We start from the raw sequence: 16,026 nt of genomic DNA, 5'->3' as shown, positions 1-16,026 counted from the left end.
CGTATTCGCTTTATAGCGCTTTGTGTTGCGGCTTCGATTCAGTACCGGCAGGCGCGACCGACGCCATAGCCGTCAGCTTTGCCAGTGACTCCTCTATGGCTGAGAAGAGGTCACGGTAATCGATGGGTTTTTCGATGTAATGGTCGAGTTCGAAGCCCCCCCCCACCGAGTGCTCCAGGGTTGCTCTCCCGGCATCGGCCGTGATGAAGATGAACTGCACCTGCGGCTTGATCCCCCGGATCGCCTGCACCATGGCGACGCCCCCCATTTCAGGCATGTTGACGTCGGTGATCACGATGTCCGCACCCCGTTCCTTAAACAGTTCCAACCCTTCCTTGCCGTTCCCTGCGGTGCACAACTGCAGGTCGCCGAATTTGCGCCGCAGCACGACGGCGAGGATGTCCAGGGTATCGCGATCGTCTTCGACAAGCATCATGGTAGTCGCCATGTCAAACCTCTATCCTGAATTGCGCGCCGCCGTCCACGTTGCACGCGGTGAGCAGCCCCCCCATGTTTTTCTCGATGATGGTCTTGGACATGAAAAGCCCGACGCCGGTCCCGGCCTGGGGCCCCTTGGTGGTGAAGTAGGGGTCGAAGATGCGGGCCATGATCTCCACGGGTATGCCTCCGGCGTTGTCCGTTACCGTGAGCACCGCCCTCCCCTCCTGCTCCGCGATGCTGACCTGAACCGCGGGAGCAGCCACCGCCCGCTCGGCGATGGCGTCGCGCGCGTTGATCAGGATGTTGAGCAGGACCTGCGCGAACTCGTTGGGGTACCCTTCGATGACCGGGTCCCCCTGCTGCAGCACCTTGAGGGAGACCCCCAGGGACTGCAGGCTGCCGTCCACCAGCGAGAGCACCTTGGCCACTTCGTCGGCGACCTTGAAGCGCAGCTTCTCCTTGTCGGGCCTGAAGAAGTTCCTGAAGTCGTCGATGGTCTCCGACATGTGGCGCACGATCGCCATGGACTTGGCGACGTGCTCCACGAGAAACTCCCGGTCCAGCTGGCCCAGTTCGTGGAACAAAAGGGGCTGCTGCACCAAAAGGCCCAGCGCGTTAAGCGGCTGGCGCCACTGGTGGGCGATGTTGCCCACCATCTCCCCCAGGGCCGCCTGGCGGCTTTGCTGGATGAGGAGCTGTTCCTGCCGGCGCACCTCCTCCATGGCCCGGCTCCGCTCCGCCGTCTCGCGGCGCAGGTCCTCGATGGTGAGGGAGAGCTGCCGTTCCGCCTGATCCCTTTCCGCCGCCCGGCGCTGCAGCAGGTGGGATGCCTGCACCAGTGCCTCGGCCAGCTCGGAGGTCTCCTTGGAACCGGTGGCGACCGCAGGGGCGACCTCACCGCTACCGATGACCAGCGCCGGCTGCACCAGCGACTGGATGTCCCGCGCGATGCGGCTGGCGAGCCAGGAGGCCAGCAGGATCCCGAGCAGCGAAATGGCGACGCCGACCCCCACCGCCCAGCGCATCCAGCTATAGATGTCGGCCAGCGCGACCTCGGCGGGGACCGCAATGACCACGGTCCATCCCGAGAAGGAGGATTTGGAGAATGCGGAAAAGGTGGTGCCTCCTTTGGGCGTCTTGATGAGCAGCGCCCCTTCGTTGCTCCGGGACAGGGCTGCACGCAGGTCTCCGGTCAGTTCCTTGCCCACGAATTGGTCCAGGTTCCTGGTGCGGGCGGTGATCACGCCGTTGCGGTCCACCACGGTCCCGTACCAGTCCTTGAAGACGTTCTGGCTTTGCAGCACCGAGGAGAGCACCTGCGAGGGAAAGGACATGGAAAGGTCGTAGGCGACGGCACCGTCGATGACCACCGGCACGTCGATGGCGATCACCGGGCGTTTGGTGACGGCGCCGCGAAAGAGGTTGCTGACGACGGGCTTGTTCTCTTCGAAGATGCGGCGCACGGTGTCCAGGTTGCCGCGCCTGGGAAGCGTGCTCCCCAGGGGGCGGTAGGTGTTCACCAGTTGCTGCCCGGTACGGTCGGCGATGATGATGTCGGCACCGGGGAAGTTCTTGAGGATTTCCTTGCTCTGCAGGTGCAGGGCGACGAAATCGGCGCTCCTGAAGGAGGGGGAACTGCCCAGCGCGCTGAGAGAGGCCTGGACGTTGTCCAGTTCCCGGTCCACCGCCATGGTCATGGCGCGGGCATTCTCGAGCAGGTCGCGGCTCACCTGGTCCAGCTTGGAGACATAGGCGTGACGCGCCATAACGGCAGCGATCAGCCAGACCGGCAGGACGCAGGCGGCGACCAGGATGGACAACTGGCGACGGATCGAAGGCCTTCGTTGCGGCGGGGTGTTATTCATTCAAGCATCTCGGTGAGTATGGCATCGAGGCTCTTTCCCTCGTAGAGGCTCTCCAGCAGCTTGTGCATGGTGGTCTGAATGCCTTTGTACTGACAGTTGGCCACCAGTTGATTCTCAAGGATCTGCAGTTGGTCCCTCGTCATTGTCACCTCCCTTTCTCATTATGAAGTAGCCGACATCAATTCTGCCAAACCATCGGTCGCTGTCAATGAGCAGTGCCAACCATCTATGCCAGTACCGGTCAGCCTTTAGTCTGCAAACGCCTGAACCAGGCGACCACCGCCTCTGCCGGCTGCGCCCCGGAGAGCTGCTCGACCGACTTCCCCTTGCGCACCAGGTGCAGCACCGGGATGCCGCGCACCCCGAAGCGCCCCGCCAGTACCGGGCTTTGATCCGTGTTCACCTGGACCACCAGGGCCTCCCCGGCCAGGAGTGCCGCAACCTTTCGCACCGCCGGTGCGAATGAGACGCAGTGCGGTCACCAGGGGGCCCAGAACTCCGCCAGCACCGGTCCGGGATATGCGGCGACGAAGGCGTCGAAGTCTGCGTCGTGGAGTTCGCGGGGGGTGCTGTAGAGAGGCGGGAGCTTGGCGCGGCAGTTGCCGCAGGTCCCGGCCACCCCCTCCTTGTCGGCGGGGATGCGATTGACGGCACCGCAACCGGGGCACTTGATCTGGTATGATGTCATGTCTTCCTCCTTGTACTGGAATGGAACTGGAGAATTCTACCATCCCGCCGGGCATCCATCCGCTCCTTTTGAAGTTCGTGCGGATTCGGCGTTTCACATTTTCGTGCTTTCTGCTATGTTGGGTTGTTTGAAAATCAACCGGAGGTTTTGTACCGATGAAGTTTCGTATCCTGCTCCTGCTGCTCGCCGTCGCCCTGTTGGCCGTAACCGGCGCGCAGGCCGTCACCCCGGCCGCCAAGCCGGCCCAGCCCGTCGCCAGCCAGGGGGTCCACGTCCCCATACTCCTGTACCACCGCTTCGGCCCCACCGTGGCCGACGGCATGACCATAAAGACCTCGGTCTTCGAGGAACACCTGAAGTACCTGCGCGACAACGGCTACACCGTGATTCCGCTCAGAAAGCTCGTGGACTACTACCTGAAGAAGGGACCGGCACCCGCCCCGAAATCGGTAGTGATCGTCGAGGACGACGCGCACAAGTCCGTCTACAGCGACATGCTGCCGCTGGCCAAGAAGTACAACGTCCCGGTCACCGTGTTCGTCTACCCCTCGGCCATCTCCAACGCCAAGTACGCCATGACCTGGGAACAGCTGAAAACCCTGCAGAAGAACGGCTTCGACATCCAGTCCCACACCTTCTGGCACCCCAACTTCAGGCACGACAAGAAGAAGATGGCGCCGGCAGAATTCGAGAAGTCGGTGCAGACCCAGCTCAAGAAGAGTAAGGCGAAACTGGAAGAGAAGCTGGGGACCAAGGTGGACCTGCTGGCGTGGCCGTTCGGCATCTACGACGACTACCTGCTCAAGAAGGCGGCCGAGGCGGGCTACGTGGCGACCTTCACCATCGAGGCCCACCACGCCGGCCCGGGCGACGTGGCCATGAAGCTGCCGCGCTACCTCTTGATCAACGCGGACCAGGGCAAATCCTTCGCCCGCATCGTCGAGGGGACCGCCCCCAAGAGGAACGTGGTGTACTAAGCTTCCTCGGGGCGCCTCTCCCGACGAAAAGCAAATCCCCCTGATCCCCCTTTGCAAAAGGGGGACTTTTACCAGAGAGAACGTGGTCTACTAATCGGCTATAAGAAAAGCGGCGCACGGCAAAGGTGCCGGCGCCGCTTTTTCAGTCACAGCAGTAAGAGCGGTCACATGGACGAAAAGAAAGATTCCCGGAACTGCAAGAAGCACCCCTGCCCTGACTGCAGCTTCTGCCAGTGGTGTTCCGATGACAGGTGCAGGATGTGCCTGGGCAAGCATTGCTCGAAAAAAAAGCTCTCGAGCGCCGAGCAGATCGCGCTCTACGAAGCCCTGAACCAGAAGAAGCCCGACTAGAGCCCCCCTGTGTCACTATCCCGCTGCAAATCCCTCAAGTAGTCTCATCTCCATCCGAAAAGTAGCTTGGGTCAGATATCCGTTCCCTGGCGCACCACCACGTTTCTGACTGTGACCTGCGCCTTCACGCCGGACAGTTCACGAAACAGGGAGGCCAGGTACCTGATGGTCACCACCTTGTGGAAGAACGACTGCGTCATCCCGTAGCAGAGCTTGCGCAGCCGGCTGGGGCTCCTGCTCCCCAAAAGGAGCGGGCAGTAGTCGGAGAGCTGCACCGTGACCCGCCCGCCATCGGGCCGGGTCGTGTTCAAAAGGGAAAACATGCCGCTGTCGCACTCCCCGGGCTGTACCAGGATGCCGCCGCTGATGCAGAGGTGGACCGCCCGGGTCTCCTGGTCAGTTTCGAAACGGGCCGCGCTGAAGGCGAGCAGGGCATAGCGGGTCCCGGTGATCCGGAACTCGACGCCGCCGGGTCCCATGACCGGGGTGATCAGCCCCAGGGTGCAGCGACGCACTACCTTGAAGTAGTGCTCCAGCAGGAAGGCGGGGGTGCCCCGCACTGCCGCCTCCACGGGGAGATCGATCCACTGCACGGAATAGACGGAAGAGTCGGGCAGCAGGATCTGCTGGCAGGAGATTTCCAGTTCGGGCGGTCTGGGCTCGGCCATGAAGGCTCCGGGTGCTGCGGAGAAGTTGGCGGTGAAGTTGACGGCGAAGGGAAAAAGATAACACAGAGTGGGTCCGGTTGGCTACGGAGCAAGCATACACTGTTTCAACACGCCCCCAAAGGGAGAGGTTCATGGACATAATCGAGTGGTCGGAAAGTTTGAGTGTGGGGATCGTGAAGGTGGACGAGCAGCACAAAAGGTTGATCCAGATGATGGATGAGTTGGACCAGGCAATCAGGAACAACGAGAGCGCCGACGTGTTGGAAGACGTGCTCACCAACCTGTTCAACTACGCGCAGGCGCACTTCGCGGTGGAGGAAGAGCTGTTCCGTACCCACAGATACCCCGAGATGGCCCTGCATGAACTGGAGCACCAGCGCTTCATCGCCAAGGCCTTCGCGTTCAAGGAGCGGCTGAGCTCCAGGCGGCCGGGGCTCGCCCTGGAGCTGTTGAATTTCCTGTCCAGTTGGGTGCTCAACCACATCGAGCTTACCGACAAACGCTATGCAAAATTCCTGCACGACTGCGGGGTGAGCTGATCCCGCCCGGTCACCCCTTGACCGCGATGACGTACTTGAGGTAGCGCCCTTCGGGGAAGGACACGGGATAGGGAAAGTCCTCGGGCTGCCCGCCGAAGGAAACCACCTGCAACTGGTCCCCCCCCTGCAGCGCGCCGCGGCGCAACTCCTTCAGGTAGTCCGCCAGGTCCACCTTCTGATGGTTGGAGGAAGAGATCAGCAGCCCGCCCGCCTTGAGCAGCCTGAGCGCCGCGGCCACCAGGTCCGAGGTGCCGCCGCGGGTGGTGAAGCGGCTCTTGGCCGTGGTGGAGAAGGAGGGGGGATCCATCAGGATCACGTCGTAGACCTTCTTCTGCCGGGCCAGGTCGTCCAGTACCGTGAAGCAGTCCCCGACCAGGAACTCGTGCCGCTTGGGGTTGAGCCGGTTCAACGCGAAGTTCTCCTTCGCCTGGGCCATGTAGCCGGGCGAAGCGTCGACGCTGGTGACCAGGCTCGCACCGGCCGCCGCGGCGGCAACCGAGAAGGCGCCGGTGTAGGAGAACAGGTTCAGAAAGCGCTTGCCCTGCACCCGGGCCATGAGGTCGCGCCGGTGCTTGCGCATGTCGAGAAAGAGCCCGGTGTTCAGGCCGAGCTCGAGGCTGACCCGGTAGGTGAGCCCGTTTTCCCGCACCAAAAGCGGCTCGGGGGCGGGTTTCCCCGCCAGCAGTCGCCCGTACTTCTTGGTGTCGCTCTCCGCCTCCAGTTCCCTGGTGTTCTGGGGGCGTCCCTTTTCGTAGATTCCCGCCGGCGCCAGGAGCTCTTCCAGCGCCTGGGTCACCAGTTTCAGATGCCTGCGCCAGCCCGAGCAGTACACCTGCACCATGAGGTAGTCACCGTAACGGTCCACGGTGAGCCCGGGGAGTCCGTCACCCTCGCCGTTGACCAGCCGGTAGGCGTCCGAGTCGTCCAGTTGCGCGTGGTTTTTCCTGAGCGCCACGGCCCGTTCCAGGCGTGCCTGCACCCAGCCCCGGTCGAGACGCATGCGCTGGCGCGACAGGATGCGCGCGACGATGCGGTCCCTGGGGTCGAGCAGTGCCGAGGCGAGAAAGCGCCCGGAGCCGTCGACCAGTTCCACCAGGTCCCCGGCCTCGCCGGCGGGCCACTTTTTGGTATAGGCATCGGCGATGATCCAGGGATGCCCAAGCTCGATCATGCGCACCGACTCGTTTCCTACCACGTACTGTTTGGACATGTGACTCCTCAACGTTCTTAAATCTCTTAACTGGGCTGCCCGGACTTGGCGTCCCCTCCCCCGGAGGGGGAGGGACAGGGAGAGGGACATCAGCGTCTAATCCCCCCTCCCGACCTCCCCCCTCCGGGGGGAGGAGCGTGGGACGACACAGCTATAATTCCCTGTCTAGCTGCAAAAACGGGGGCGGCAAGCCTGGACCTAGCGTCCCCCCCTCCGGGGGGAGGAGAGTCTCCGCTGCGGTGATCGGGCCTATCGGCCGTATAAATACTAAAGGGCGGCGATCCCGTATGGGATGCCGCCCCTTTTACTTTGCTGTAGCGGTGCTCTAGTGGGTGACCTGGCCGGCCTGCTCAGCGGCCATGGCCTGGCGAGCCTGTTCCAGGGCGTCGAGTTCCTTGATCTTCTCGCCCAGCCAGTAGTGCAGTTCACGTGCGGTCTGGTGGTTCACGACGATGCCGTTGATGACCTGGCGCACCAGGCTGCGGCCCAGATCAGACGGCTCTACCTCGGTCTCGGGACCGATCTGGCCGGCCTGGGTGATCTCGTGGCTGATGGCGTTCGGCAGCGGCTGGCGCTCGAGGTAGAAGTTGATCACCAGCTCGCCGCGCGGAGAGATACCGCCGTGGGCACCGTTGACATAGATGGGGTTGTAATCGTAGGTGAAGATGTATTTAAAGGTCATTTCGTTCTGGTTTTTCGACATTGCAGATCTCCTTTGTTTGATGTCATTGAATTACAGCATCGCTCTTATAACACGGAGCAGGCGCTCAAGGCAAACAATCAATGTAAGGGGCGTTAATCTTACCGATTAGCGACATCTTCCCGCAACCTTCCGCTTACCCCCAAAAAGCAAATCCCCCTAAAGTCCCCCTTTGTTAAAGGGGGACTTTTTTGGCCCCCTTAGCTAAAGAGGAGTTTTCAGGGTCCCGCTTTAAGGCCCCCCCCTCTAGCTAGGGGGAGTTTCAGGCATGCGCGGTCTTGGAGAGGTAGTAGTCGTAATTCCCCTCGTAGAGGCGCATCTCGCCGTGGTCCACCTCGATGACGCGGTCGACCAGCTTGCGCAGGAAGTGGCGGTCGTGGCTCACCAGGATCACGGTCCCCTGGAAGTTCTCCAGTGCATCGAGGAGAATCTCGCGCGAGCGGATGTCCAGGTGGTTGGTCGGCTCGTCCAGCACCAGGAAGTTGACCGGGCGCGCCAGGAGCGTGGCCAGTACCACGCGGCTCTTCTCGCCGCCGGAGAGGTTCTCGATGCGCTTGTCGACGTCGTCCCCCTGGAACAGGAAGGCGCCCAGGAGGTTACGGATCACGCCGATGGTGGCGAGCGGAATGACGTCCTGCACCGTCTCGAAGATGGTCTTCTTGGGATCGAGGATCTCCATGGCGTGCTGGCTGAAGTAACCGAGCTCGACGTTGGCGCCAAGGCTGACGCTCCCCTCGGTGGCGTCGGTCTGGCCGGCGATGGTCTTCAGGAAGGTGGACTTGCCGGCACCGTTAACACCGACCACGGCGATCTTGCTCAGGCGCTTGATGACCCCGGTGACCCCGGAGAAGATGGGATGGACGCTGCCGTCGGGGTTCAACCAGCTCTTGCCCAGGTTGTCCATGGCCACCACGTCGTCGCCGCTTCTGGGCGGGGTGGCGAACTCGAACTTCACCACGCGCTCTTCGGGCGGGATTTCGATGCGTTCGATCTTTTCTATCTTCTTCACCCGCGACTGCACCTGCGCCGCATGCGAGGCACGGGCGGCGAAACGGGCGATGAACTCCTCTTCCTTGGCCAGCATCTCCTGCTGGCGCTTGTGACTCGCCAGGAGCTGCTCGCGGCGGATGTCGCGTTCCCTCTCGTAGAAATCGTAGTTGCCGCCGTAGGTGGTGACGGTCTTGTTGGCCACCTCGACGATGCGGTTCACCACGCGGTTCATGAAGTCGCGGTCGTGGCTGGTCATCAGGAGCGCGCCCTTGTACTCGCTGGCGATCCACTCCTCCAGCCAGATGATGGATTCGACATCCAGGTGGTTGGTCGGCTCGTCCAAAAGGAGCACGTCGGGCGACAGGGTCAGGATCCCGGCCAGGGCCACGCGCATGCGCCAGCCGCCGCTGAAGGATTCCACCGGGTTGTTGAAGCGGTCCGGGCCGATGCCGAGGCCGGTCAGGACCTCCTTGGCGCGCGAGTCGAGATCGTAGCCGCCACGGTGCTCAAATTCCTCCATGGCGGAGCCGTAACGCTCCAGTAGTGCCGCCATGTCGTCATCGGACATGGGTAGCCCCATCTGCTCCTCCATCTGCTTCAGTTCGCCGGCCAGGCGCACCGTCTCTGCAGAAACCGCCATCACCTCTTCAAGGGCGGAGCGTCCCGACATTTCGCCGATGTTCTGCGAGAAGTAGCCGATGGTGGTCTTCTTGGCGACGGTAATATCGCCGGCGTCGATCTCTTCCTCTCCGGTGATGATCCGGAACAGCGAGGTCTTGCCTGCGCCGTTGGGGCCGACCAGGCCGGAACGGGTGCCGGGCAGTATCTGGAAGCTGGCGTCGCGGAAAAGGACCTGCGAGCCGTGCTGTTTCGTGATGTTGGACAGATGGATCATGCTTTCTCCCTGTGCTGAATTCGCAACTTATCAGCGTTAGCACGAACGCGGCTACAGTGACAACTTAATTTTCTTCAAGAAAGCAGACCGCCGGTTCTTTCGTTTTTGCTGCGCCTTTTAGCGTAATAACCGAACAGCACCTGTTCAAAAGCCGTACACGATGCACCGCATGATTCACCCCACCCTGCACTTCGACACACCAGCAGCGAGTGCAACATGTCGTAATGACGTGCCTTTCGTCTTAATGAGAGATAATGTCGCCACGAGGCGTTTTGGGCTTTGTTTGTGCTACGGCAAGAGCAATGAATCTGATCGGGTAACGGAGGGGGATTTATGAACATGTTCGGCGCACTGATGATGACCGTCACCATGACCATGACCGCTGTCATGTTGCCTCGCATCTACATGTCCTGGATCATGGCGGAACGCTGCTTCCTGGAAGGGGAGATCGAGCAGTTGATGCAGCTACTTGTCGAGCAGAAAAATTGGGTGTGGCGGCAGTTCGGCTGCGGCGCGGTGGCAGTGGCCATGATCTGGATGGTGCGCCATTCCCAGCACGACCTTTCCATCCCGGCCTCCATGGAGGCGACGCTGGCTATCTACGCCACCATCTCGCTGGTATTCGCCATACTGGAATCGCTGGTGGCCCAGCGGGTTTCCACCTTCCTGGCGCTGGTGCCGGCACCGGCCAAGATCGCCGAGGAAGACTAGCGCTTCTTGAGGGACTCCACACCGCGGCGCAGCAGGTTGGCCAGGTAGATGGACACGAACATGATGAGCGCGACGTTGACGAAGCGGGTCCAGATGGGATCGGTCGCGGCCGCGCTGCTGCGGAAGTTGCGGTAGAGATACCAAGCACTAAACGATGCACCCACCACGGCGCCCGCTACCACGAAGGGGCGCCGCAGCTTTGATACCTGCTTTCCCTGCCCTGGCATCATGATCTCCTTCGTTTCAGTGGTACTGGCGCTCGCCGAACAGGGCGGAGCCGACCCGCACCAGGGTGGCACCTTCCTCGATGGCGGCTTCGAAATCGCCTGACATCCCCATGCTCAACTCCAGCATCTCCACCCCGGGGATGGCAGCCTCCCTCACCTCGTCGGCCAGCTCGCGCAGTTTGCGAAAGTAAGGGCGCGCGCCCTCGGGGTCGTCGAAGAACGGGGGCATGGTCATCAGTCCCTTCACCTTGATGTGGGGCAGTTGTGCTACCTCGCGCACCAGGTCGAGGAGTTCCTCGCTGCTGGTCCCCCCCTTGGTCTCTTCGCGGGAAATGTTCACCTGCACCAGGATGTCGCACACCTTGCCCAGGGCACCCCACTGCCGGTCGATCTCGCGGGCCAGGCTCGGGCGGTCCACCGAGTGGACCAGGTCCACCTTGCCGGCGATCTGGCGCACCTTGTTGCTCTGCAGGCTGCCGATGAAATGCCACGAGATCTCCGCCGGGAGTTCGGGTTGCTTCGTCACCAGTTCCTGGACGTAATTTTCTCCGAAGATGACCTGGCCGCAGGCGAAGGCCTCTGCTATGGCAGCGGCAGGCTTGGTCTTGGAAACGGCTACCAGGCGCACCGTTTTGGGATCGCGGCCGGCCCGGACTGCGGCCTGCGCGATGCGTTCACGGATCTCCCTGAGATGTTCGGCAATCTCGCCCATCACTACTCCCTTCCTGCTACAGTGCGCCCAAGACCCTGAGCTTTTCGACCACTTCGCACAGCGGCAGCCCCACCACGTTGGTGTAGGAGCCGTCGATCTTCTGCACCATGTGGGCGGCGCCCCCCTGGATGGCGTAGCCGCCGGCCTTGTCGAAGGGGCAGCCGGTGGCGATGTAGGCGTCGATCTCCTCGTCGCGCAGCGGCTTGAAGAAGACCTTGGTGCGCACCGCCTCCACCAGGGCGTCGTCGCGCTCGCGGTCGTAGATGGCGAAGCCGGTCACCACCTCGTGCGGCACGCCGGAAAGCTTTCTCAACATGCGCTGGGCGTCGGCGTGGTCCTTGGGTTTCCCCATGATCTCGCCGTCACAGAGGACGATGGTATCGGCGCCGAGGAAGAAGCGCCCCTCGGTCATTCCGGCCGCGGCCCTAGCCTTTCCTTCGGCCAGGCGCAGCACGTGGTCGACCGGTTCCTCGCCGGGGAGCTGATCCTCGCAGATATCGGCGGGCAGAACGCGGAAGCTGATCCCGGCGGATTCCAGGAGTTCGCTGCGCCTGGGGGAGGCGGAGGCCAGGACGATGGTGGTTGCTGACATTGTTTCTCCTCTTCAAGGCCGCCTCTCCTCGATGGGACGGCGACTGGAACGGCATGGTTTACTGTAGGGGCGAATGGTTATTCGCCCCTACAACGGCGGCAGAATCTAAAGATCAGGATGACGGCAAGGACGACGATGACGCCCAGTACCGTTTTCCAGTGCGTGCCCGTGGCCAGGCCATACACCAGGGAGGCGACCCCCATGACAAAGACCAGGGCCTCCAGCGAAAGCAGCCGCCCGACGACGCTTATCTCCTGCCGTTCCTTGTTCCCCGTCATAGCAACCTCCCCGGCACGCCCGGCGGGCGGCTCGAAATCCCCCCTGTCCCCCCTTTTACAAGGTGGGGACGCTGGGGCGCGGCGACTACTCAGCTACGACCTTAGGCAGCCACGCTTGCAGTGCTTCCAGACCTCGTTGGGCCAGGAGCCCGCGCTTTTCTTTCTTCTTGATGCGCCCGATGAGCGGCGGGAAGAGCCCGTAGTTGACGTTCATGGGCTGGAAGTGGGCCGCTTCGGTGTTGGTGATGTGGCGCGCCAGCGCGCCGATGGCGGTTTCAGCGGGCGGGACGACCAGTTCCTCCCCCTTGGCCATACGCGCCGCGTTGACCCCGGCGACGAAGCCGCTGGAGGCGGACTCGACGTAGCCTTCCACGCCGGTGATCTGGCCGGCGAAGAGGATGCGGGGATCGCTCTTCAACTGGCAGGTGGCGGCAAGGAGCTCCGGCGCGTTGATGAAGGTGTTGCGGTGCATGGAGCCCAGGCGCAGGAACTGCGCCTGCTCCAGGCCCGGGATCATGCGGAAGATCCGCTTCTGCTCGGGCCAGGTGAGCTTGGTCTGGAAGCCGACCAGGTTGAACATGGTCGCCTCGCGGTTCTCCTGACGCAGTTGGATTACGGCGTAGGGTTCCACGCCGACACGCGGATCGGTGAGGCCCACCGGCTTCATCGGGCCGAAGCGCAGCGTCTCCACGCCGCGGCTCGCCATCTCCTCGATGGGCATGCATCCCTCGAAGTGCACCACCTTCTCGAAGCTCTTGGGCTCCACCTTCTCGGCGGCCAGGAGTTCCTTGACGAAGTCGTGGTACTGCTCCTCGTCCATCGGGCAGTTGAGGTAGTCGTCTCCGTCACCCTTGCCGTAGCGGGAGGCGCGGAAGGCCTTGTCGTAGTCGATGGAATCGGCGGCGACGATGGGGGCGATGGCGTCGTAGAAGTAGAGGTAGTTGCCGGCCAGGCGGCCGATCTCTTCGGCCAGCGCGCCGCTGGTGAGGGGGCCCGAGGCCACCACCACGATCCCCTCTTCCGGGATATGGGTCAGCTCTTCGCGCACCACCTCGATGTCGGGGTGCTCCTCGATCTTTTGGGTGATGTAGTTGGAGAAGAGTTCGCGGTCGACGGCCAGCGCGCCACCGGCGGGGACCTTGGTGGCCTCCGCCCCTTCCATGAAGAGCGAGTCGAGGCGGCGCAGTTCTTCCTTCAAGAGGCCGACCGCGTTCTCGAGGGAGTCGCCGCGCAGCGAGTTGGAGCAGACCAGTTCGGAGAGCCCGGGGAGGTGGTGTGCCTCGGAGTACTTGCCGGGCTTCATTTCGTACAGGCGAACCTTCACGCCGCGCTTGGCTGCCTGCCAGGCCGCCTCGCATCCGGCCAGTCCGCCGCCTATTACCGTGATCTGCTGGGTCATTACTTCTCCTAAATCTATTAACAACTAAAGCTTTAACGCAAAGACGCAGAGCCGCCAGGGCGCAGAGAAAAATCTAAGACAAAAACCATTTATATAACGCAAAGACGCAAGGACGCAATGAAACAACGAAAACCTTCAGAAGGGAAAACCGCTTGTCCCTTTGCGACTCTGCGGCTTTGCGTTACCAAAAGCCTTTTAAAAGCTTTAACGCAAAGACGCAGTGCCGCAGAGACGCAAAGAGAAACCTCTACAACTAAAAGAGGGGGGAAACACAACCTGCTTTTCCCTTTGCGCCTTTGCGCCTTCGCCCCTTGGCGTTGAAGCTTTTGATCTTTGTGCCGCCAAAATCAAAGCGGGGTCCGAAGACCCCGCGCTCATTACCGATACTGGCGGTAAGGGGACAGGCACCTGCGGAGCCAGTCCCCCTCACCCCTACTCCTTGTTGCTCTGGTAGTCGCAACCTTCCTTGGGACACTTGAGGAACTCGCCCTCACGCTTGTAGACCTTCTTCACCAACAGCGGGAAACCACACTTGGGACAGGGCTTCTGCACGGGAAGATCCCACAGCGCGAACTTGCACTCGGGATAACGGTTGCAGGAGTAGAAGAGCTTGCCGAAGCGGGACTTCTTCTCGATCAACTCCCCCTTGCCGCAGGCGGTGCAGGTGATGCCGGTTCCCTTGGGCTTAACCAGCGGCTGGATGTTCTTGCAGTTGGGGTACGCGGAGCATGCCAGGTACTTGCCGAAGCGCCCTTCCTTGATCAGCATGTGGCTGCCGCACTTGTCGCAGACTTCCTCGGAAACCACCGGCTCGACCACCTCGCCGGTCTCCTTGTCGAGAGGACGGATGTAGCGGCACTCGGGGTAGCCGGTGCAGGCGAAGAACTTTCCGAACTTGCCCAGCTTCACCACCAGCGGCTTGCCACACTCGGGGCAGACCTCGTCGGTGGCCTCGGTGGTCAGGTCGGACTTGCTCACCTCACCTTCCTTGAGCTTCAAGAGGTTGATGAACGGCCCCCAGAACTCGTGCAACAGGGGCCGCCACTGCTTCTCGCCGCGCGACACCATGTCGAGCTGTTCCTCGAGGTTGGCGGTGAAGTTGTAGTCGACGTACTGGTTGAAGTGGTTGGTCAACAGGTCCGAGACCACCATCCCCACGTCCTCGGGGAAGAAGCGCTTCTTGTCCAGGCGCGCGTACTTCCTTTCGATGATGGTGTTCATGATCGAGGCGTAGGTGGACGGACGCCCGATGCCGTACTCCTCCAGGGTCTTCACCAGGGTCGCCTCGGTGTAGCGCGGCGGCGGCTGGGTGAAGTGGCGCTCGGGGAGCAGCTGCTGCAGCTTCAGGATGTCACCCTCGGCAAGCGGCGGGAGCGTCCCTTCCTTCTCCTTGTCCTCGGCCTCGTCGTCGACACCCTCGATGTAGAGCTTCATGAAGCCGGCAAAGCGGATCACGGTGCCGGCCACGCGGAAACGGAAGCCCGCGCCGGCGGTGATCTCGACCGAGGTCTGGTCCAAAAGCGCCTCGGCCATCTGGCAGGCGACGGTCCGCTTCCAGATCAGGTCGTAGAGCTTGAACTGGTCCGAGGTGAGGAACTTCTTCACCTCGATCGGGGTCTTGGAGATGTAGGTCGGGCGGACCGCCTCGTGCGCTTCCTGGGCGTTCTTGGACTTGTTCTTGAAGAAGCGGGGCTTCTCAAGGGCGTATTCCTTGCCGTAGAGCGAGGTGATCAGCTGCCGCGCGTCCTCCAGCGCCACGTTGGAGAGCGCCACGGAGTCGGTACGCATGTAGGTGATGAGACCGACGGCACCCTCGCCGACGTCGATGCCCTCGTAGAGTTTCTGCGCGGTGGACATGGTCTTCTTGGCGGAGAAGCCCAGTTTCCTGGCCGCCTCCTGCTGCAAGGTGGAGGTGGTGAACGGCGGGGAAGGCGAACGCTTTCTCTCGCTCTTGGTGACCTTGTCGACGCGGTACTCCGGGTTCGTCGGCGTCTGCACCACGAGCGGCGTCGCGCCGTCGTCACCTTCCTGTTTGGGAAATTCGCCCTTGCCCCCCAGTTTCGCATAGAGCTTGAAGGCCGCCTCGCGGTCCGGGATGTCGAACTTGCCGAGCTTCTTCCCTTCCGCCTCGACCAGCGCCGCGGTGAGCCCCTGCTTTTTAGCGGTCTCCAGCTTGGCGCCGATGGTCCAGTACTCCTGCTCCTTGAAGGCCTGGATCTCCTTCTCGCGCTCGCAGATGAGTCTCAGCGCGACCGACTGCACGCGCCCTGCGGAGAGACCGTAACGGATCTTCTTCCACAAGAACGGGGAGAGGGTGAAGCCGACCAGGTAGTCCAGGATCGAGCGCGCCTGCTGCGCGTCCACCAGGTGCCCCGAGATGCCGCGCGGGTTTTGCACCGCGTGCACGATGGCGTCCTTGGTGATCTCGTGGAACACCACGCGCTTGATGTCGAAGGGTACTTTCTTCTTGCCGTCCAGTCCGAGCGCCGCCAGGAGGTGCCAGGAGATGGCCTCCCCCTCGCGGTCGGGGTCTGTCGCCAGGAGCAGCGAGGAGATCCCCTTCATCTCTTTCTTGATGGCGTCGATGTGTTTCTTGCTCTCGGGGAGCACCGCGTACTTGGGCTCGAAATCGTGCTCCACGTCCACGGACCCCTGCTTGCTGGGGAGCGCGCGCACGTGGCCGAACGACGCCAGCACCTTGTAATCGGGGCCGAGAAATTTTTCTATGGTCTTCGCCTTGGCGGGAGACTCGACTATGACGAGATTCTGAGACATGTGTCCAC

At 62.2% G+C, this 16,026-nt stretch carries 18 protein-coding genes; 4 read left to right on the top strand and 14 right to left on the bottom strand.

Annotated features, from left to right (window positions below; genetic code table 11):
* Positions 1–10: 10 nt before the first annotated feature.
* From JFN91_RS13965 to JFN91_RS13950, 4 genes are all read right to left on the bottom strand, one after another.
* Complete coding sequence (locus JFN91_RS13965; protein WP_199389800.1) at positions 11–448, bottom strand: response regulator transcription factor; 438 nt, start codon at positions 446–448, stop codon at positions 11–13.
* A 1-nt stretch (position 449) separates the two neighbouring features.
* Positions 450–2,306, bottom strand: a complete 1,857-nt coding sequence (locus JFN91_RS13960) for a sensor histidine kinase (protein ID WP_199389799.1) — start codon at positions 2,304–2,306, stop codon at positions 450–452.
* Positions 2,303–2,449 (bottom strand): hypothetical protein, encoded by a 147-nt coding sequence (locus JFN91_RS13955; protein WP_199389798.1) that lies wholly within the window; start codon positions 2,447–2,449, stop codon positions 2,303–2,305. The genes JFN91_RS13960 and JFN91_RS13955 overlap by 4 nt, the downstream gene beginning before the upstream one ends.
* A gap of 98 nt (positions 2,450–2,547) precedes the next feature.
* Entirely contained in the window at positions 2,548–2,994 is a 447-nt protein-coding gene (locus JFN91_RS13950) for a thioredoxin family protein (protein ID WP_199389797.1), read from the bottom strand.
* Between the two features lie 155 nt (positions 2,995–3,149).
* Here JFN91_RS13950 and JFN91_RS13945 point away from each other — a divergent pair, with 155 nt between their 5' ends.
* Together JFN91_RS13945 and JFN91_RS13940 are read left to right on the top strand one after the other, a co-directional pair.
* Positions 3,150–3,971, top strand: coding sequence for a polysaccharide deacetylase family protein (locus JFN91_RS13945; protein WP_199389796.1), 822 nt, complete (start codon positions 3,150–3,152; stop codon positions 3,969–3,971).
* Positions 3,972–4,139: 168 nt separating this feature from the next.
* A complete protein-coding gene (locus tag JFN91_RS13940; protein WP_199389795.1) occupies positions 4,140–4,322 on the top strand; it encodes a hypothetical protein in 183 nt (60 codons plus the stop codon).
* Positions 4,323–4,393: 71 nt separating this feature from the next.
* Here JFN91_RS13940 and JFN91_RS13935 read toward each other — a convergent pair whose 3' ends face one another.
* Positions 4,394–4,990, bottom strand: a complete 597-nt coding sequence (locus tag JFN91_RS13935; RefSeq protein ID WP_199389794.1) for a hypothetical protein — start codon at positions 4,988–4,990, stop codon at positions 4,394–4,396.
* A 131-nt stretch (positions 4,991–5,121) separates the two neighbouring features.
* Between JFN91_RS13935 and JFN91_RS13930 the strand changes: the two genes are divergently transcribed.
* Positions 5,122–5,529: a bacteriohemerythrin gene (locus JFN91_RS13930; protein WP_199389793.1), complete on the top strand. Its 408-nt coding sequence runs from the start codon at positions 5,122–5,124 to the stop codon at positions 5,527–5,529.
* A gap of 10 nt (positions 5,530–5,539) precedes the next feature.
* Here the strand turns inward: JFN91_RS13930 and JFN91_RS13925 are convergent, their stop codons facing one another.
* From JFN91_RS13925 to JFN91_RS13915, 3 genes are all read right to left on the bottom strand, one after another.
* Positions 5,540–6,739: a class I SAM-dependent rRNA methyltransferase gene (locus JFN91_RS13925; RefSeq protein WP_199389792.1), complete on the bottom strand. Its 1,200-nt coding sequence runs from the start codon at positions 6,737–6,739 to the stop codon at positions 5,540–5,542.
* A gap of 325 nt (positions 6,740–7,064) precedes the next feature.
* Positions 7,065–7,442: a hypothetical protein gene (locus JFN91_RS13920; protein WP_199389791.1), complete on the bottom strand. Its 378-nt coding sequence runs from the start codon at positions 7,440–7,442 to the stop codon at positions 7,065–7,067.
* 259 nt (positions 7,443–7,701) lie between these two features.
* A complete protein-coding gene (locus JFN91_RS13915; protein ID WP_199389790.1) occupies positions 7,702–9,324 on the bottom strand; it encodes an ABC-F family ATP-binding cassette domain-containing protein in 1,623 nt (540 codons plus the stop codon).
* Between the two features lie 333 nt (positions 9,325–9,657).
* On the opposite strand from JFN91_RS13915, the gene JFN91_RS13910 reads away from it, so the two are divergent.
* On the top strand, positions 9,658–10,035 hold the full coding sequence (locus JFN91_RS13910) for a hypothetical protein (protein ID WP_199389789.1): 378 nt from the start codon (positions 9,658–9,660) through the stop codon (positions 10,033–10,035).
* Here JFN91_RS13910 and JFN91_RS13905 read toward each other — a convergent pair.
* The 6 genes from JFN91_RS13905 to topA form a co-directional block, all read right to left on the bottom strand.
* Positions 10,032–10,262 (bottom strand): hypothetical protein, encoded by a 231-nt coding sequence (locus JFN91_RS13905; protein WP_199389788.1) that lies wholly within the window; start codon positions 10,260–10,262, stop codon positions 10,032–10,034. The two genes, JFN91_RS13910 and JFN91_RS13905, sit on opposite strands and share 4 nt — an antisense overlap.
* A 16-nt stretch (positions 10,263–10,278) precedes the next feature.
* The gene (locus tag JFN91_RS13900) at positions 10,279–10,974 is read right to left on the bottom strand and encodes a YggS family pyridoxal phosphate-dependent enzyme (RefSeq protein WP_199389787.1); all 696 of its coding nucleotides are present in this window, start codon (positions 10,972–10,974) and stop codon (positions 10,279–10,281) included.
* Between the two features lie 16 nt (positions 10,975–10,990).
* Positions 10,991–11,566 (bottom strand): Maf family nucleotide pyrophosphatase, encoded by a 576-nt coding sequence (locus tag JFN91_RS13895; RefSeq protein WP_199389786.1) that lies wholly within the window; start codon positions 11,564–11,566, stop codon positions 10,991–10,993.
* Positions 11,567–11,643: 77 nt separating this feature from the next.
* The gene (locus JFN91_RS13890; RefSeq protein WP_199389785.1) at positions 11,644–11,844 is read right to left on the bottom strand and encodes a hypothetical protein; all 201 of its coding nucleotides are present in this window, start codon (positions 11,842–11,844) and stop codon (positions 11,644–11,646) included.
* An 85-nt stretch (positions 11,845–11,929) separates the two neighbouring features.
* On the bottom strand, positions 11,930–13,243 hold the full coding sequence (gene trmFO, locus JFN91_RS13885) for a methylenetetrahydrofolate--tRNA-(uracil(54)-C(5))-methyltransferase (FADH(2)-oxidizing) TrmFO (RefSeq protein ID WP_199389784.1): 1,314 nt from the start codon (positions 13,241–13,243) through the stop codon (positions 11,930–11,932).
* 432 nt (positions 13,244–13,675) lie between these two features.
* A complete protein-coding gene (topA, locus tag JFN91_RS13880; protein WP_199389783.1) occupies positions 13,676–16,018 on the bottom strand; it encodes a type I DNA topoisomerase in 2,343 nt (780 codons plus the stop codon).
* Between the last annotated feature and the right edge of the window lie 8 nt (positions 16,019–16,026).

Source organism: Geomonas anaerohicana (assembly GCF_016458305.1).
Taxonomy (GTDB): domain Bacteria; phylum Desulfobacterota; class Desulfuromonadia; order Geobacterales; family Geobacteraceae; genus Geomonas; species Geomonas anaerohicana.
Note: the sequence above shows the minus strand (reverse complement) of the source record. Positions and strands in the feature narration are given on the sequence as shown.

Bases quoted from the DNA above. Each gene is read 5' to 3' on its own strand.
- JFN91_RS13965 (WP_199389800.1), bottom strand. From the start codon at position 448: ATGGCGACTACCATGATGCTTGTCGAAGACGATCGCGATACCCTGGAC.
- JFN91_RS13905 (WP_199389788.1), bottom strand. From the start codon at position 10,262: ATGCCAGGGCAGGGAAAGCAGGTATCAAAGCTGCGGCGCCCCTTCGTG.
- JFN91_RS13915 (WP_199389790.1), bottom strand. From the start codon at position 9,324: ATGATCCATCTGTCCAACATCACGAAACAGCACGGCTCGCAGGTCCTT.
- trmFO (WP_199389784.1), bottom strand. From the start codon at position 13,243: ATGACCCAGCAGATCACGGTAATAGGCGGCGGACTGGCCGGATGCGAG.
- JFN91_RS13955 (WP_199389798.1), bottom strand. From the start codon at position 2,449: ATGACGAGGGACCAACTGCAGATCCTTGAGAATCAACTGGTGGCCAAC.
- JFN91_RS13935 (WP_199389794.1), bottom strand. From the start codon at position 4,990: ATGGCCGAGCCCAGACCGCCCGAACTGGAAATCTCCTGCCAGCAGATC.
- JFN91_RS13920 (WP_199389791.1), bottom strand. From the start codon at position 7,442: ATGTCGAAAAACCAGAACGAAATGACCTTTAAATACATCTTCACCTAC.
- JFN91_RS13910 (WP_199389789.1), top strand. From the start codon at position 9,658: ATGAACATGTTCGGCGCACTGATGATGACCGTCACCATGACCATGACC.
- JFN91_RS13895 (WP_199389786.1), bottom strand. From the start codon at position 11,566: ATGTCAGCAACCACCATCGTCCTGGCCTCCGCCTCCCCCAGGCGCAGC.
- JFN91_RS13960 (WP_199389799.1), bottom strand. From the start codon at position 2,306: ATGAATAACACCCCGCCGCAACGAAGGCCTTCGATCCGTCGCCAGTTG.
- JFN91_RS13945 (WP_199389796.1), top strand. From the start codon at position 3,150: ATGAAGTTTCGTATCCTGCTCCTGCTGCTCGCCGTCGCCCTGTTGGCC.
- JFN91_RS13890 (WP_199389785.1), bottom strand. From the start codon at position 11,844: ATGACGGGGAACAAGGAACGGCAGGAGATAAGCGTCGTCGGGCGGCTG.
- JFN91_RS13900 (WP_199389787.1), bottom strand. From the start codon at position 10,974: ATGGGCGAGATTGCCGAACATCTCAGGGAGATCCGTGAACGCATCGCG.
- JFN91_RS13925 (WP_199389792.1), bottom strand. From the start codon at position 6,739: ATGTCCAAACAGTACGTGGTAGGAAACGAGTCGGTGCGCATGATCGAG.
- JFN91_RS13930 (WP_199389793.1), top strand. From the start codon at position 5,122: ATGGACATAATCGAGTGGTCGGAAAGTTTGAGTGTGGGGATCGTGAAG.
- topA (WP_199389783.1), bottom strand. From the start codon at position 16,018: ATGTCTCAGAATCTCGTCATAGTCGAGTCTCCCGCCAAGGCGAAGACC.
- JFN91_RS13940 (WP_199389795.1), top strand. From the start codon at position 4,140: ATGGACGAAAAGAAAGATTCCCGGAACTGCAAGAAGCACCCCTGCCCT.